The sequence below is a fragment of the Mesorhizobium sp. P2_C7 genome, from assembly GCF_056404515.1.
In genome coordinates, this window is sequence record NZ_JBFUDW010000003.1 from 455,125 (window position 1) to 471,466 (window position 16,342).

Consider the following 16,342-nt stretch of genomic DNA (forward strand, 5'->3'; position numbering starts at 1 on the left):
TGAGTTGTCCACGATGAGCGGAGTATTTCTTCAAAAGCTCCGCAGCGTCACGCCCTCCAATAGTTTGGCGTGTTTTCAATGCCTTATCGGAAACCTATGGGATTTTTCCGGTGATGGCTTGCCGGTGCCGAGGAGGAGAGCCGGCCCCTTTTGCTGCGGGTTCATGTCACTCAGATTCGCCGTTGACAGCGGCGTAAAACCAATTCTATTGTCCGCCACCATGAAAACGGCACTCATTCTCGTAGGAAAGCGCGTGGGCAAGGCGGTGTAACCGCCGGGCGAAAACCTCCCATGCGCACACACAGGCTCCTTCGGGGGCCTTTTTTATTGCCTGAAACACGACTAAACGACCAGCAATCGCCAGATGGCGGCAGTACGGGACCAGACCGATGAGCAACGGACAGAGTGAGCGGCGCGAAATGCCAAGAACCGAAATGACGGGCGCCGAAATGGTGGTGCAGGCGCTGAAGGACAATGGCGTCAAGCATGTCTTCGGCTATCCGGGCGGCGCGGTACTCCCGATCTACGACGAGATTTTCCAACAGGACGAGGTCGAGCACATCCTGGTGCGCCACGAGCAGGGCGCCGGCCATGCGGCCGAAGGCTATGCGCGCTCGACCGGCAAGGCCGGTGTCATGCTGGTGACGTCGGGACCCGGCGCCACCAATGCGGTGACGCCGCTGCAGGATGCGTTGATGGATTCGATCCCGCTGGTCTGCCTGACCGGGCAGGTGCCGACCTCGCTGATCGGCTCCGACGCTTTTCAGGAATGCGACACGGTCGGCATCACGCGCCCCTGCACCAAGCACAACTGGCTGGTGAAGGACGTCAACGAACTCGCCGCGACCATCCACGAGGCCTTCCATGTCGCCACCACCGGCCGTCCCGGCCCGGTCGTGGTCGACATCCCGAAGGACGTGCAGTTCGCCAGGGGCTTTTACGTCTCGCCGCAGATCGCGCCGCGCACCAGCTATCAGCCGAAGGTCCAGGGCGACCTGGACAAGATCAAGGCGGCGGTCGAATTGATGGCCAGCGCCAAGAAGCCGATCATCTATAGCGGCGGCGGCGTTATCAATTCGGGTGCGGAAGCGAGCCATCTCCTGCGCGAACTGGTCGATCTCACCGGGTTCCCGATCACATCGACGTTGATGGGGCTCGGCGCCTATCCGGCATCGGGCAAGAACTGGATGGGCATGCTGGGCATGCACGGCACCTATGAAGCCAACATGGCCATGCATGATTGCGACGTGATGATCTGCATCGGTGCGCGCTTCGACGACCGCATCACCGGGCGGCTGACCGCGTTTTCGCCGAACTCGAAGAAGATCCACATCGACATCGATCCGTCGTCGATCAACAAGAACGTCCACACCGAAGTGCCGATCATTGGCGATGTCGGCCGGGTGCTGGAGGATATGGTGCGGCTGTGGCGGGCGACCGCCAAGGCTGACAAGAAGGCGCTCTACCCCTGGTGGGAGCAGATCGCCAAATGGCGTGCGCGCGATTCACTCGCCTACAAGATGAACAACGACGTGATCATGCCGCAATACGCCATCCAGCGGCTCTACGAACTGACCAAGGGCATGGACACCTACATCACCACCGAGGTCGGCCAGCACCAGATGTGGGCGGCGCAGCACTATCATTTCGAGAAGCCGAACCGATGGATGACGTCAGGCGGGCTGGGCACGATGGGTTATGGCCTGCCGGCGGCATTGGGCGTGCAGATCGCGCATCCCGATGCGCTGGTCATCGACATCGCTGGCGACGCCTCGGTGCAGATGACGATGCAAGAGATGAGCGCGGCCGTGCAGCACGACGCGCCGATCAAGATCTTCATCCTCAACAACCAGTATATGGGCATGGTGCGGCAGTGGCAGCAGCTGCTGCACGGTAACCGGCTGTCGCATTCCTACACCGAGGCGATGCCGGACTTCGTCAAGCTGGCCGAGGCCTATGGCGGCCACGGCATCCGTTGCGAGAAGCCGGACGAGCTGGACGATGCGATCAAGGAGATGATCGCGGTGAAGAAGCCGGTGCTGTTCGATTGCCGCGTGGCAACGCTTGCCAACTGCTTCCCAATGATCCCGTCGGGCAAGGCACACAACGAGATGCTGCTGCCCGACGAGGCGACCGACGAGGCGGTGGCCAACGCCATCGACGCCAAGGGCAGGGAACTGGTGTAGTCCGCTCAGCCGAGGCAGGGCTGTCGCGAGAAGCCGTGCGAAAACAGAGAATTAGCTCAATAGTTTGAAATCGAGATTCATGTCATGAACGCACAGCACCTTCAGCCCACGGGCTCCGCCTACTTCATCGCCAAGGAGACGGAAAGGCCGGAGAACCACACGCTTTCCGTGCTGGTCGACAACGAACCGGGCGTGCTCGCCCGGGTCATTGGCCTGTTCTCCGGGCGCGGCTACAACATCGAGAGCCTGACCGTCTCCGAGACCGAGCATGAGAAGCACCTGTCGCGCATCACCATCGTGACGCGCGGCACGCCGCATGTGCTGGAGCAGATCAAGCATCAGCTCGAACGCATCGTGCCGGTCCACCGCGTGGTCGACCTGACCGTGCGTTCGCACGAGTTCGGCCAGGAGCGGCCGCTGGAGCGGGAACTGGCGCTGGTCAAGGTTGCCGGTACCGGCGAGGCCCGCGTCGAGGCACTGCGGCTGGCCGACGCCTTCCGCGCCAGCGTCATCGACGCCAACACCGAGCATTTCATCTTCGAGATCACCGGCAAGGGCTCCAAGCTCGACCAGTTCATCGCCATCATGAAGCCGCTCGGCCTGGTCGAGATCTGCCGCACCGGCGTGGCGGCGATGAACCGCGGTCCACAGGGGATGTAGGCACGGCCGGGCCCTCCAAATCTTTGACAAGCGTAGGTCTGGCTCGGTCATAGACCGGCCACTGGTCTTTGTGCTGTCGCCGAAAAGAGACAATAATGCTGACGTGTCTGGGAGGATATCATGTCGCTTGACGCATTCCTTGCCCTGCTCGTCTATGCCTTGGTGACGTCGATCACGCCCGGGCCGAACAATTTCATGCTTCTGGCATCGGGAGTGAATTTCGGCATCGTCAGGACGGTTCCGCACATGCTGGGCATCAGCATCGGTTTCCTGGTGCTGCTGGTCGCGGTTGGGCTTGGCCTGGGTGCGGTGCTGACCGCGTTTCCGATCCTGCATACGGCACTCAAGGTCGCGGGCGGCGCCTATTTGCTTTATCTCGCCTGGAAGATCGCCATGTCGCGTTCGCTTGCCGGCAAGGGTGAGGCGAAGGGGCAGCCCATGCGCTTCATCGACGCGGCGGCGTTTCAGTGGGTCAACCCCAAGGCATGGGTGATGGCGATCACCGCCATGGCTGTCTACACCAATCCGGAGCACCCGTTCCTGTCGGTAGTGTTGATCTCGGTGGCCTTCACCGTCGTCAACTTGCCGAGCGTCTCGGTGTGGGCGGGTTTCGGCACCGCGCTGCGCGGTTTCCTGTCGGACCCGGTGCGGCTGAAATGGTTCAACATCGCCATGGGCGTGCTGCTGGCGGCGACGTTGTGGCCGATGCTCCGCTAGGCGTGTCGACATTCCGATGATGCGGGCAGGTGATGCCGGCCTGACTTGAAACCCGGCCCACCTGGGTCGGCTGCACATCCATTGTGCAGTGCACATTAAATCTTCGTAATGCCGTGTTTTGGCCCTTTTCCGACAAAGGCGTGTCCTATCTATTCGGCGAAATCGCGGCAACGGGCCGTGATTTGCGCTAGAATGCGAACCATCGGCCCATCGCGTGTCGGATGGAGAGGGCCTTTTGACCATGCGTGGAAAAGTCGTTCTTTCGTTGCTTGCCGTCGCTTGCCTTGGCGCGGCGGGCTGGCTCTATGTTTCGCCGAACGCGCTGGGCAGGGTTGAACAGATCATCGGCGCAAAGCAGGTGGCCGCGGCGGACCAACCGGCCGCGGCTTCGGACAAAAAGGGCGCCACCGCGGCGCGCTCCGCCTCCATCCTCTCGGCCGTCGCTTCGACGGCCGATTTCCCGATCCGGCGCTATGCGATCGGTTTCGTCTCGTCTCCGGCCGTCGTCAGCATCAATGCGCGGGTGTCCAGCCAGATCGTGTCGATCGACGTCAAGGACGGGCAGATGGTGAAAACCGGCGACGTTCTGTTTTCACTGGATGATCGCGCGCTGAAGGCGCAGCTGGCCAAGGACCAGGCGGCGCTCGCCAAGGACCAGGCGATGCTCGCCAGCTCGAATTCCGATCTCCAGCGGGCCAAGGACCTGGTCGCCAAGCAGGCCGGCACGCAACAGACCTACGATCAGGCGGTTGCGGCGCAAAAGGCCGCCACGGCAACTGTCGATGCCGACAAGGCGACAATCGACGCCGACAACGTCCAGCTCGGCTTTGCCACGATCACCGCGCCGATTTCCGGCCGGCTTGGCGCCGTCAATGTCGCGGTCGGCGACCTGGTCACCACCAGCAACGGCAACAACAGCAGCACGGCGACCCCGCTGGTGACCATCACCCAGATGGACCCCTTGCAGGTCAACTTCAATCTGCCGGAAAGTGACCTGGCGCTTCTGCACAAGGCGCTTGCCGCGCCGCAGCAGGGTGCCGTGACGCTGACCAAGGACGGCGACCCGACGCCGATCGGCAAGGGTACGCTCGATTTCGTCGACTCCAGTGTCGACACCGCTTCCGGAACGATTGCGACGCGGGCGAGCGTGCCGAATGCCGATCTCTCCTTGTGGCCGGGCCAATATGTCAATGTCGTGCTCGATGCCGGTATCATGCCTAAGATGACATCGGTTCCCACGGTTGCGGTGCAGCCCAGCCAGAAGGGGCCGTTCGTCTACGTGGTCAAGCCGGATAACACGGTCGAGATGCGGCCGGTGGAGGTGGCACTGACCGAAGGTGAAAACAGCGCCATCAGCCAGGGGCTGAAAAGCGGTGAGAAGGTTGTCACCGAAGGCCAGACAAGGCTGAAGGACGGCGCCGCCGTGCATGAAGGCAAGGCCGCGACCGGTGGCGGCGGCCAAGCCGCTCCCAAGGTCGCGCAAGCCGACAAGGCCGGCGAGGCCGCCCAATGATCTCCGAATTCTGCATTCGCAGGCCGGTCGCCACCCTCCTGATGTCGTTCGCCCTCGTGTTGGGCGGACTGTTCGCCTACAAGTTCCTGCCGGTGGCGGCGCTGCCCAGCGCCGAATTCCCGGTGGTCAACGTCTCGGCGCAGTTGCCCGGCGCCTCGCCGGAAACCATGGCCACGTCGGTGGCGACGCCACTCATCAAGCAATTCGCCACCATCGCCGGTATCGATTCGATTTCGACCACCAACTCGCTCGGTTCGACCTCGATCGCCATCCAGTTCGTGCTCAACCGCGACATCGACGCGGCAGCGGCCGACGTGCAGGCGGCGATCGCGCGCACGCAGAAATCATTGCCGCCGCAGATGACGGCGCCGCCGAGCTATCGCAAGGTCAATCCGGCCGATGCGCCGATCCTGCTGATGTCGCTGGTCAGCGACACGGTTCCGCTGACAGATCTCGATGCTTTCGCGGAAAACGTCATCTCGCCGTCGCTCTCGACGATCGATGGCGTCGCGCAGGTCTCGATCTTCGGCCAGCAGAAATATGCGGTGCGCATCCAGATCGATCCGACCGCGCTTGCCGCGCGCGGCATCTCGATCGACCAGCTGCAGGCAGCGATCGCGTCTGCAAACAGCAACACGCCGCTCGGCGTGCTGCAGAACGACAAGCAGCAGCTGACCATCACCGCCAACACGCAACTGACCAACGCTGCCGGCTTCTCCAACCTCATCATCGCCACCAAGAATGGTCACCCGGTACGGCTGGGCGAGGTGACCCGCGTCGTCGATTCGGTGCAGACGACCACCACCGCAAGTTGGTACGATGGTACCCGCGCGATCATCATGGCCGTGCAGCGCCAGCCCGACGCCAACACGGTCGACGTCGTCGACAAGGTCAAGGCGATGTTGCCGTCCTTCCAGGACCAGATGCCGGCCGCCGCCTCGATCAAGCTGCTCAACGACCGTTCGACCTCGATCCGCCAGGCCGTCGATGACGTGCAGTTCACGCTGCTGTTGACCATCGCGCTGGTCGTCATGGTGATCTTCGTGTTCCTGCGCCGGGTAACGGCGACCATCATCCCGGCCGTGGCGGTGCCGATCTCGCTGATCGCCACGCTTGGCGCGATGTTCCTGTTCGGCTTTTCCATCGACAACATATCGCTGATGGGCCTGACGCTTGCGGTGGGCCTTGTCGTCGACGATGCCATTGTGATGCTGGAAAACATCTTCCGCCATATGGAGGAGGATGGGTTGTCGGCCTTCGATGCGTCGCTGAAGGGCGCGCGCGAAATCGGCTTCACCATCATCTCGATCTCGATTTCGCTGGTCGCGGTGTTCATCCCCGTGCTTCTGATGGGCGGGGTGATCGGCCGCATCTTCAACGAGTTCGCCGTCGTTGTGACGGTCGCCATCCTGGCCTCGATGTTCGTGTCGCTGACGCTGACGCCGATGCTGTGCTCGCGGCTGCTGTCGGTTACGAAGGCCGATCGCGACAAGCATGGCCCCGGTCACAAGCAGGACTTCATCACACGCGGCTACGACCGGATCTTGAGCTTCTGCCTGCGGCACACCTTCCTGGTGTTCCTGGTCTTCATCGGAACCGCGGCAGCGTCGGTATGGCTGATCCAGGCCTCGCCGAAGGGCTTCTTCCCGCAAGAGGATATCGGCCAGATATCGGTGACGACCATCGCGCGCCAGGACATCTCGTTTGACGCCATGGCCAAGCTGCAGGGGCAGGTGGCCAACGTCTTCTCGCATTCGCCGTATGTCGACCATGTGGCGTGGTCGGCTGGCAGCGGCAACAATGCGCTCAACCAGGGGCAGCTGTTCGTCCAGCTCAAGGGGAAGGACCAGCGTCCCGATATCGAGAAGGTGCTTTCGGATCTAAGGCGACAACTGGCCGGCGTGGCGGGTATCGAGACCTACATGCAACCGGTGCAGAATTTGAGGCTGGGTTCGCGGTCGTCGGCCAGCGCCTATCAGCTCGTGGTTCAGGGCCTGGATACCGGCCAAACCGATATCTGGGCGCAGAAGATGAACGACGCGATGGCGGCCGACCATGCGACCTTCGCCGACGTGACCAGCGACCTGCAGAACAATGCCCTGCAGGCGACGCTGGTGGTGGATCGCGATAAAGCCGCCCAGCTCGGCATCGATACCGACACGCTGCGCTCCGCTCTCTATGGCGGGTTCGGCACCGACCAGGTTTCGACAATCTTCGGTTCGGCCGACAGCTACGAAGTCATCACCGAACTCGATCCCAACATCGAATGGTCGCCCGAACGGATGCTTGCCATCCAGATGAGGACGGCGAGCGGCAGTCTGGTGCCGCTTGGCGCCTTTGCCCGGGTCGATCGCACGGCCGGCGCCTTGACGGTCAACCAGCTTGGCCAGCTGCCCGCGGTGACCATCTCCTACAATCTGCCGCAAGGCGTGGCGCTCGGCGACAGCGTGACGCGCATCAACGCGCTCAAAGAGCAGATCGGCATGCCGACGGCGATCTCGACGACCTTTGCGGGCACGGCCAAGACCTTCCAGGATTCGCTGGCCAACCAGGGCCTGCTGATCGGCGGCGCCATCCTGACCATCTACATCGTGCTTGGCATCCTCTACGAAAGCTTCATTCACCCGCTCACCATTCTCACCGGCCTGCCATCGGCGGTGCTTGGCGCCGTCGTTGCGCTGCGCTTTGCTGGCATGGATCTGTCGGTGATCGCGGTGATCGGCATTCTGATGCTGATCGGCATCGTCAAGAAGAACGGCATCATGATGGTCGACGTGGCGCTGGAATTGCGACGAGACGGCTTGTCGGCCAACGAGTCCATCCACAAGGCCTGCCTCATGCGTTTCAGGCCGATCATGATGACGACGCTGGCCGCACTGATGGGCACGTTTCCGATTGCGCTCGGCACCGGCGCCAGCGCCGAGCTGCGCCAGCCGCTGGGTGTTGCCGTTGTCGGCGGCCTGCTTGCTTCGCAGGCGCTGACCTTGTTCGTGACGCCGGTGATCTATGTCTACATGGAGAATTTCTCGGGCTGGCTGGTCGGGCTGATGCCGAAGCGCAAGGCTGAAGAGATCCCGAAGGAACCTGTGAGGCAGCCCTCTCTGTTCGATGTCAACGAGGAGCAGCAGCTCGAACCGCAGAAGACGGCCGCCGAATAGAATTCAAGGTCGCCAGGATCTGGCCCAAGGCGTTGCGCTTGCGGTGGCATCACCGGAAACGTAATTTGCCATCATGTCACACGATCACGACCACGACAACGAGCTCGATCCCTTTGCCGCGCGGGTACGTGCGCTGGAGACGATCCTCACTCGCAAGGGGCTGATCGATCCGGCCGCGATCGATGTCATCGTCGACACCTACGAGACCAGGATCGGCCCGCGCAATGGCGCCAGGGTGGTGGCGAAGGCCTGGAGCGATCCTGCCTATGCCGACTGGCTGAGGCGCGATGCGACGGCGGCGATCGAATCGCTCAGCTACACCGGCCGCCAGGGCGAGCATATGCAGGCGGTCTTCAACACCGAGGAGACGCACAACCTCGTCGTCTGCACGCTGTGCTCCTGTTATCCGTGGTCGGTACTCGGCCTGCCGCCGGTCTGGTACAAGGCGCCGCCCTACCGCTCGCGCGCGGTCATCGATCCGCGCGGTGTGCTGGAGGAGTTCGGGCTGACGCTGCCGGCCGACAAAAAGATCCGCGTCTGGGATTCCACCGCTGAGCTGCGCTATCTCGTCGTGCCGATGCGTCCCGACGGCACCGAGGGCTGGAGCGAGGAGCGGCTGGCCGATCTGGTGAGCCGCGACGCGATGATCGGCACCGCTTTGGCGAGCCAGCCGGCATGAACGGGCCGCAGGACCTCGGCGGGCAGATGGGCTTCGGTCCGGTCGCGCCGGAAATTGACGAGCCGTATTTCCATGCCGCCTGGGAAAGGCGGGCGCTGGGCGTGACCTTATGCGCAGGCGCGATGGGCGCGTGGAACATCGACGAGAGCCGGCATGCGCGGGAATCGCTGCATCCCGCCGATTACTATGCCTCCAGCTACTACGAGATCTGGATCAAGGCGCTGGAAGTGCTGCTCAAGCGCCATGGTTTTGTCAGCGAGCGCGATCTCAAGGCAGGCACCGCAGTCGATCCGGCGGCGGCGCCGAAACGGATGCTGAAGGCCGAAAACGTGCCCGCGGTGCTGGCCGACGGCGGTCCTTGCGACCGCCCGGTGGTGCAATCGGCACGGTTCAAGGCCGGCGATCCCGTACGGACCAAGAACTTCAACCCGACCGGCCACACGCGGCTGCCGCGCTATGCACGCGGCAAGCATGGAACGATCGAGGCGGTGCGCGACGGCTTTGTGTTTCCAGACAGCAACGCGCATGGCGAGGGCGAAAACCCGCAATGGGTCTACACGGTGGTTTTCGAAGGGTCGGAAATCTGGGGCGAGGGCGCCGACCCGACGCTGAGCGTGTCGATCGATGCCTGGGAGAGTTATCTTGAGCCGGCGTGAGGCAAACGGACCCGCCGCCGATTTGCTACTTGGCGTCGATGCCCCGGTCTTTGCCGAGCCATGGCAGGCCGAAGCATTCGCCATGACGGTTGCGCTGCATGACGAGGACCAGTTTTCGTGGGGCGAATGGGCGCAGGCACTGTCGGCGCAGGTGAAGAAGCCAGGTGCCGCGGTTGACGGCCATGACTATTACGAACATTGGCTGGCGGCGCTGGAAAGCTTGCTTGTTTCGAAAGGGCTGACCGCCAAGGCGGATGTCGATGCCATGGCTGAAGCCTGGGAGCGCGCCGCGCACGCCACTCCGCATGGCAAGCCGATCCTGCTGGAGAACGACCCCAGGCCGATCCGATAGGTCGTGGCAGCAGCCGGCCACAGATTGTGGGTCGCTACGTATGTTCCCTTTACGTTCTTGTTTGTGCCTGATAGCGTGATCCCGCGGCGGCACTGAAGCGCTCCGACACGTCGATGGTGGTGGCGGCTATCTTGTCTTTCCCTTGCGAATCCGGTCTCTCGCGCTGATGGAATTCTCTCCCCAACAGGACGAGGCGCTGCAAGCGGTTGCCCGCTGGCTGAAGACCGGAAAGCCGCAGCTGTTCCGGCTGTTCGGCTACGCCGGCACCGGCAAGACGACGCTGGCACGTTATTTCGCCGAGCATGTCGACGGCCAGGTCCAGTTCGCCGCCTTCACCGGCAAGGCGGCGCAAGTGCTGCGCTCCAAGGGCGCGATCAACGCCCGCACCATCCATTCGCTGATCTATCGGCCGAAGGGCGAGGAATCGGTATCGGATGAGGTCACCGGCAAGACCTCGATGTCGCCGACCTTTTCGCTCAACCGGCAAAGCCCGATCTCGCGGGCGAAACTGGTCGTCATCGACGAATGTTCGATGGTCGACGAACAGCTTGGCCGCGACCTGATGAGCTTCGGCACGCCGATTCTGGTGCTCGGCGACCCCGGCCAGCTGCCGCCGATTTCGGGCGGCGGCTTCTTCACCGACCACGAGCCGGATTTCCTGCTCACCGAAATCCACCGGCAGGCGCGCGACAATCCGATCCTGCGGCTGGCGCTCGATGTTCGCGAGGGCCGCGAGTTCATGCGCGGCGACTATGGCACGGCCCAGGTGATCGGCAAGGAAGACGTCACCCAGGAACTGGTGCTCAAGGCCGACCAGGTGCTGGTCGGCACCAACCGCACGCGGCGGCGCTACAATCAGCGGCTGCGCGAACTCAAAGGCTTCAATGCCGACTATCCGCAGGCCGGCGACAAGCTCGTCTGCCTGCGCAACGATCCGGCCAAGGGCCTGCTCAACGGCTCGCTATGGAAGGTGATGACCTCGTCGCGCGAGACGGTGAAGCCCGGCATCAACCTTCTGGTGTCGCCGGAAGAGGACGATCCGGATCGCGGCGTCGCCAAGATCAAGCTGCTCAAGGCAGCCTTCGAGGATCCGGATGCCGACATCCCCTGGCAGCAGAAGAAGCGCTTCGACGATTTCGACTATGGCTACGCGCTAACCGTGCACAAGGCGCAGGGCTCGCAATGGAACGAGATCGTGCTGTTTGATGAAAGCTGGGCCTTCAAGGAAACCCGCCAGCGCTGGCTCTACACCGCCATCACGCGCGCGGCCGAGCGGCTGACGATCGTCAGGTAGCAGGCATTCGACGGCCCTGCGGGGCTGTCGTGTTTCAGCCTCGACCCTGTTGCTCTTCGGTCGGCCGGGCTCCAAGCCATTGCCAGGCCGAGGCTTCGTCCTCGGTCTCGAAATGCTTGAATTCGATTGACGGCGCATCCCGCATGACATGTCGCGCGTCGGCGGTCCAGTCCGGCTCGCCGATCGTCGCGCAACGGCCGACATGTTGCATTGCATGGGCGGTGCCCTCCGTCAGGGTCTCTTCGGCAATATTGGCCCAGTCGACGCCATCGTGATCGACAAGGCGCACCAGCACGTCGATATGTGGGTGAAGGGCATAGGCTGCCTCCATCAACCCGAAAAGGTTTTCGCCATCGGCCGCCGAGACGTGGCCGACGACATCGATGGCGAGAAGATCGTCACGGCTGGTCTCGAGACGACGGATAGCCGGTACGGCATCGAGAAAATTCATGGCGCTTCCTTTCGCGGACTCACTTCATCACGCTTGGAACACTCGAAACCCTCTGTCTGTTCCCGCCAAAGGCATTATAGGTGGCGCGTCGAATGATCTCCGAGGCCGCTTCCATGCCCGCAAAACTCTCCGTCAATCTCAATGCCGTCGCCATGCTGCGCAACAGGCGTGACCTGCCGTGGCCGAGCGTGACGGGCCTCGGCCGCATCGCGCTCGCAGCCGGGGCGCATGGGCTGACGGTGCATCCGCGCCCCGACGAGCGGCACACGAGACACTCGGATCTGCCTGAGATACGGTCCCTGATCGACGACGAATTTCCGCGCGCGGAATTCAACATTGAGGGCTATCCGACCGAGGATTTCCTGGTGCTTGCGGAAAAGCATCAGCCCGAACAGGTGACGCTGGTGCCGGACGATCCGGCGCAGGCGACGTCGGACCATGGCTGGAACTTTGCCGCCGAGGCCGCGTTCCTTACTCCGATCGTCAGGCGTCTGAAGAAGGGCGGCTTTCGTGTGTCGCTGTTTTCGGACCCCGACCCTGCGGGCGTGACGGCAGCGCGTGACACCGGCGCCGACCGCATAGAGCTTTATACAGGCCCTTATGGCAGTTATCATTCCGATCCCGCCGGAGCGGCCAAAGAATTGGAAAGACTGGGAAAAACCGCTGATGCCGCGCTTGCCGCCGGTCTTCAGGTCAATGCCGGGCACGATCTGGTGGTCAGCAACCTTCCGGCACTGGCAAAGCGCATTCCGGCATTAGCCGAAGTGTCGATCGGACATGGATTGACAGCCGACGCGTTGGAGTATGGCATGGCCGGCACGGTGGGGCGGTTCCTGAAGGCCTGCGGGTGGTAGGGTAGAGCCGCGCCTTGAAAGTATGGCAGCCATCGCGTGCAATTGATATCGTATCGCAGCATGCATAGAGCGCCGCGCGCTTGTCGGAGAGTGGTCGATGGCCCTTGCCAGTAGCGGTAGCGAGGCTGGAACCGTCGAACAATCGAGCCATTCCGAGGTCGAAAAGCACAGCACCAAGGTTCTGATGCTGGGCGCGCTCGGTGTCGTCTATGGCGATATCGGCACCAGCCCCATCTACGCCTTCCGAGAAGCGCTCCATGCTTCTCCCGGCACCGATACGCGTAGCGATGTGCTGGGCGTTCTGTCGCTGATCGTCTGGGCGCTGACGATCATCGTCACCATAAAGTATGTCGCCTTCGTGCTTCGTGCAGACAACAAGGGCGAGGGCGGTACGCTATCCCTGATGGCGCTTGCACGAAGCGCCTATCCGAAAGGCGCCCGACTAATTCTCGGGATCGGGCTTTGCGGTGCGGCGCTGTTCTTTGGCGACGCTATCATCACACCGGCCATCTCCGTGCTGTCGGCGGTCGAAGGCTTGGAGGTGGTGACCCCGACACTGGATGCCTATGTCGTGCCCATCACGCTGGTCATCCTGGCCTTTCTGTTTTCGGTGCAACGCTTCGGCACCGGAAAGGTCGCGGCGGTGTTCGGGCCGGTGACAGCGCTTTGGTTCCTGGCCATCGGCATCGCAGGGCTCTATCACCTGACGGACGATCCATCGGTCCTGATGGCGATCAATCCCTACTACGCCGTCTATTATCTCGCCGGTACTCCGACCGCCGCCTTTGTCACCGTCGGTGCTGTGTTCCTGGCCGTGACCGGGGCCGAGGCGCTCTATGTCGATCTCGGCCATTTCGGGCGCAAGCCGATCGTGATGGCCTGGTTTTCCGTGGTTTTCCCGTGCCTGCTGCTCAACTATTTCGGGCAAGGCGCTTTTGTCCTGGCCAATGGTGGCAGGCCGACCAATCCATTCTTTCAGATGCTGCCTGACTGGGCACTGATGCCGATGGTGGGCATGGCAACGGCCGCGACCGTTATCGCCAGCCAGGCGGTCATCTCAGGCGCTTTTTCACTGACCCGTCAGGCCGTGCAGCTCAACCTTCTGCCGCGCATCGAGGTGCAGCATACCTCTGAAATGCAGCTCGGGCAGATATACATGCCCCGCGTCAACCTGCTCATCGCGATCGGGGTGATGCTGCTGGTGGTTGGTTTCGGCAGCTCGAGTGCGCTGGCCTCCGCTTACGGAATTTCGGTGACCGGCGAAATGCTGATGACGACCATTCTGCTGTTCGTGGTGATGCGCAAGCTGTGGAAATGGAAGCTTGCGCTTGCCTTGGCTCTGGCCCTGCTGTTCGGCATTATCGACAGCGGTTTCTTCTTGGCAAACGTCGTCAAGATATTCGAAGGCGGATGGGTATCAATTACTGTCGCCTGCATGATGGGGCTGATCATGTCGACATGGATTCGCGGCACCCGCTATCTGTTCGACAAGACCCGGCGCAACGAGATCCCGCTCGATTTCCTCGCCGGCAATCTGTTGAAGAAGAAGCCGCAGCTGGTGTCCGGCACCGCCGTGTTCCTGACCAGCGATCCCTTGAGCGCGCCAACGGCACTGATGCACAGCCTGAAACACTACAAGGTGCTGCATGAGCAGAACGTCATCCTTTCGGTGGTGACCGCGCCGCAGCCGGTGGTGCCCGACAGCGAGCGGGTGAAGATGGAGACGGTCAACGAGCTGTTCATGCGGGTGACGCTGACCTTCGGCTACATGGAGCAGCCCAACATCCCGCGCGCGCTGGCGATCTGCCGCAAGCAGGGCTGGAAGTTCGACATCATGACGACCTCGTTCTTCCTGTCGCGACGTTCGCTCAAGGCCTCGCCCAATTCCGGCATGCCGGTTTGGCAGGACCGGTTGTTCATCGGCCTGGCGCGCACGGCGGCCGACGCGACCGAATATTTCCAGATCCCGACCGGCCGTGTGGTAGAGATTGGTACGCAGGTAGCGATCTGACGGACGCATATGCTGCCGGTCCTGCTGGTGCGACCATGCCTGCAGATCGAGCCCGCGAATCTCGCGTGGACCGATGATCTCCCGAGCAGCCGAGCGTTGCCGGCATGGGAGCCATCACGCGACGGCACTTGATATTGCATCGCAGCAAGCGTAGATGACCGCGCACTTATCGGAGTGTCGTCCATGGCCCTTGCCAATGCTGGTAGTGAGGCAGAACCCGTCGAACAATCGAGCCATCCCGAAATCGAACAGCACAGCACCAAAGTGTTGATGCTGGGCGCGCTTGGCGTCGTCTATGGGGATATCGGCACCAGCCCGATCTATGCGTTCCGCGAGGCGCTGGTGGCATCGTCGCGCGGTAGCGTGGCGGATCGCGGCGATATTCTTGGCGTTCTGTCGCTGATCATCTGGTCGCTGACGATCATCGTCACCATCAAATACATCATGTTTGTGCTGCGCGCCGACAACCGCGGCGAGGGCGGCGTGCTGTCGCTGATGGCGCTGGCGCGCGGCAGTTTCCCCAAGCGTTCGGCGCTGATACTTGGCATCGGCATCGTCGGGGCATCGCTTTTCTTCGGTGACGCCGTCATCACGCCGGCAATCTCGGTGCTGTCGGCCGTCGAGGGCATGAATGTCGTCACGCCTGCCTTCCAGCCTTATGTGGTGCCGCTAACTCTGGTCATTCTTGCCATGGTGTTCGCCGTACAGCGCTTTGGCACGGGCGGGGTGGGATTGGTGTTCGGCCCAGTGACCGCAGTATGGTTCCTGGCCATTGGCCTTTCCGGTCTCAACCACATCATCGCTGATCCGGAAATCCTGTGGGCGGTGAGCCCACACTACATCGTTGCCTTTCTGATCAATTCGCCCGACGTCGCCTTCGTTACCATCGGCGCCATCTTCCTCGCCGTCACCGGCGCCGAAGCGCTCTATGCCGATCTGGGCCATTTCGGCCGCAAGCCGATCGTGCTCGCATGGCTGGCGATCGTGTTTCCCTGCCTGCTGCTCAATTATGCCGGGCAAGGCGCCTTCGTGCTGGCAAAGAACGGCGTGGTCGGCCATCCGTTCTTCGAGATGAATGAGGGCTGGACGCTGATCCCGATGGTCGTGCTGGCGACTGCTGCGACCGTGATCGCCAGCCAGGCGGTGATTTCCGGCGCCTTCTCGCTGACCAGGCAGGCCGTGCAGCTCAACATGCTGCCGCGTCTGGAAATCCTGCACACATCTGAAAAACAGTCCGGCCAGATCTACATGCCGCGCGTCAATCTCCTGCTGGCGCTGGTGGTGATGATGCTGGTCGTCGGCTTCGGCGAGTCCAGCAAGCTGGCGTCTGCCTATGGTATTTCGGTGACCGGCAACATGCTGGTGACGACGGTGCTGCTCTATGTCGTCATGACGCGTATCTGGAAATGGCAGCTGTGGCTGGCCGTCTCGCTGACGGCGCTGTTTGCCTTTATCGACATCGGCTTCTTTGCCTCCAACATCGTCAAGGTGTTCGAGGGCGGCTGGGCATCGCTGGCCGTGGCCTTCACCATCGTGCTGGGCATGTGGACCTGGGTGCGCGGCAGCCGCTATCTGTTCGACAAGACCCGGCGCAACGAGATCCCGCTCGATTTCCTCGCCGGCAATCTGTTGAAGAAGAAGCCGCAGCTGGTGTCCGGCACCGCCGTGTTCCTGACCAGCGATCCCTTGAGCGCGCCAACGGCACTGATGCACAGCCTGAAACACTACAAGGTGCTGCATGAGCAGAACGTCATCCTTTCGGTGGTGACCGCGCCGCAGCCGGTGGTGCCCGACAGCGAGCGGGTCAAGAT

Annotated in this window: 13 protein-coding genes; 12 read left to right on the plus strand and 1 reads right to left on the minus strand. The window is 62.4% G+C overall.

Annotation, left to right across the window (positions count from 1 at the left end; translation table 11 throughout):
• Nucleotides 1–389 precede the first annotated feature (389 nt).
• The 9 genes from AC1D2G_RS09920 to AC1D2G_RS09960 all read left to right on the plus strand — a co-directional run bounded on the left by AC1D2G_RS09920 (nucleotide 390) and on the right by AC1D2G_RS09960 (nucleotide 11,215).
• Nucleotides 390–2,186: an acetolactate synthase 3 large subunit gene (locus tag AC1D2G_RS09920; protein WP_457151508.1), complete on the plus strand. Its 1,797-nt coding sequence runs from the start codon at nucleotides 390–392 to the stop codon at nucleotides 2,184–2,186.
• Between the two features lie 84 nt (nucleotides 2,187–2,270).
• Nucleotides 2,271–2,846: an acetolactate synthase small subunit gene (ilvN, locus tag AC1D2G_RS09925; protein WP_013894763.1), complete on the plus strand. Its 576-nt coding sequence runs from the start codon at nucleotides 2,271–2,273 to the stop codon at nucleotides 2,844–2,846.
• Between the two features lie 120 nt (nucleotides 2,847–2,966).
• Nucleotides 2,967–3,563, plus strand: a complete 597-nt coding sequence (locus tag AC1D2G_RS09930) for a LysE family translocator (RefSeq protein WP_457151506.1) — start codon at nucleotides 2,967–2,969, stop codon at nucleotides 3,561–3,563.
• A gap of 241 nt (nucleotides 3,564–3,804) precedes the next feature.
• Nucleotides 3,805–5,076, plus strand: a complete 1,272-nt coding sequence (locus AC1D2G_RS09935) for an efflux RND transporter periplasmic adaptor subunit (protein ID WP_477413582.1) — start codon at nucleotides 3,805–3,807, stop codon at nucleotides 5,074–5,076.
• Nucleotides 5,073–8,234, plus strand: a complete 3,162-nt coding sequence (locus AC1D2G_RS09940) for an efflux RND transporter permease subunit (RefSeq protein ID WP_477413584.1) — start codon at nucleotides 5,073–5,075, stop codon at nucleotides 8,232–8,234. Before AC1D2G_RS09935 ends, AC1D2G_RS09940 begins: the two co-directional genes overlap by 4 nt.
• A gap of 73 nt (nucleotides 8,235–8,307) precedes the next feature.
• Nucleotides 8,308–8,913, plus strand: coding sequence for a nitrile hydratase subunit alpha (nthA, locus tag AC1D2G_RS09945; protein ID WP_477413586.1), 606 nt, complete (start codon nucleotides 8,308–8,310; stop codon nucleotides 8,911–8,913).
• A complete protein-coding gene (gene nthB, locus AC1D2G_RS09950; protein WP_477413588.1) occupies nucleotides 8,910–9,569 on the plus strand; it encodes a nitrile hydratase subunit beta in 660 nt (219 codons plus the stop codon). Before nthA ends, nthB begins: the two co-directional genes overlap by 4 nt.
• The gene (locus AC1D2G_RS09955) at nucleotides 9,556–9,921 is read left to right on the plus strand and encodes a nitrile hydratase accessory protein (RefSeq protein WP_477413590.1); all 366 of its coding nucleotides are present in this window, start codon (nucleotides 9,556–9,558) and stop codon (nucleotides 9,919–9,921) included. Before nthB ends, AC1D2G_RS09955 begins: the two co-directional genes overlap by 14 nt.
• Nucleotides 9,922–10,087: 166 nt before the next feature.
• On the plus strand, nucleotides 10,088–11,215 hold the full coding sequence (locus tag AC1D2G_RS09960; RefSeq protein WP_457151500.1) for an ATP-dependent DNA helicase: 1,128 nt from the start codon (nucleotides 10,088–10,090) through the stop codon (nucleotides 11,213–11,215).
• Nucleotides 11,216–11,249: 34 nt separating this feature from the next.
• On the opposite strand, the gene AC1D2G_RS09965 is transcribed toward AC1D2G_RS09960, so the two are convergent.
• On the minus strand, nucleotides 11,250–11,666 hold the full coding sequence (locus tag AC1D2G_RS09965; RefSeq protein WP_477413592.1) for a SpoIIAA family protein: 417 nt from the start codon (nucleotides 11,664–11,666) through the stop codon (nucleotides 11,250–11,252).
• A gap of 113 nt (nucleotides 11,667–11,779) precedes the next feature.
• On the opposite strand from AC1D2G_RS09965, the gene AC1D2G_RS09970 reads away from it, so the two are divergent.
• The 3 genes from AC1D2G_RS09970 to AC1D2G_RS09980 all read left to right on the plus strand — a co-directional run.
• Nucleotides 11,780–12,520: a pyridoxine 5'-phosphate synthase gene (locus AC1D2G_RS09970; protein ID WP_477413594.1), complete on the plus strand. Its 741-nt coding sequence runs from the start codon at nucleotides 11,780–11,782 to the stop codon at nucleotides 12,518–12,520.
• Nucleotides 12,521–12,617: 97 nt separating this feature from the next.
• Nucleotides 12,618–14,531 carry a potassium transporter Kup gene (locus AC1D2G_RS09975; protein WP_477413596.1) on the plus strand — a complete coding sequence of 638 codons (1,914 nt, stop codon included), beginning with the start codon at nucleotides 12,618–12,620 and terminating at the stop codon, nucleotides 14,529–14,531.
• A 183-nt stretch (nucleotides 14,532–14,714) separates the two neighbouring features.
• On the plus strand, nucleotides 14,715–16,342 hold a 1,628-nt coding region (locus AC1D2G_RS09980; protein WP_477413598.1), incomplete at its 3' end, for a potassium transporter Kup.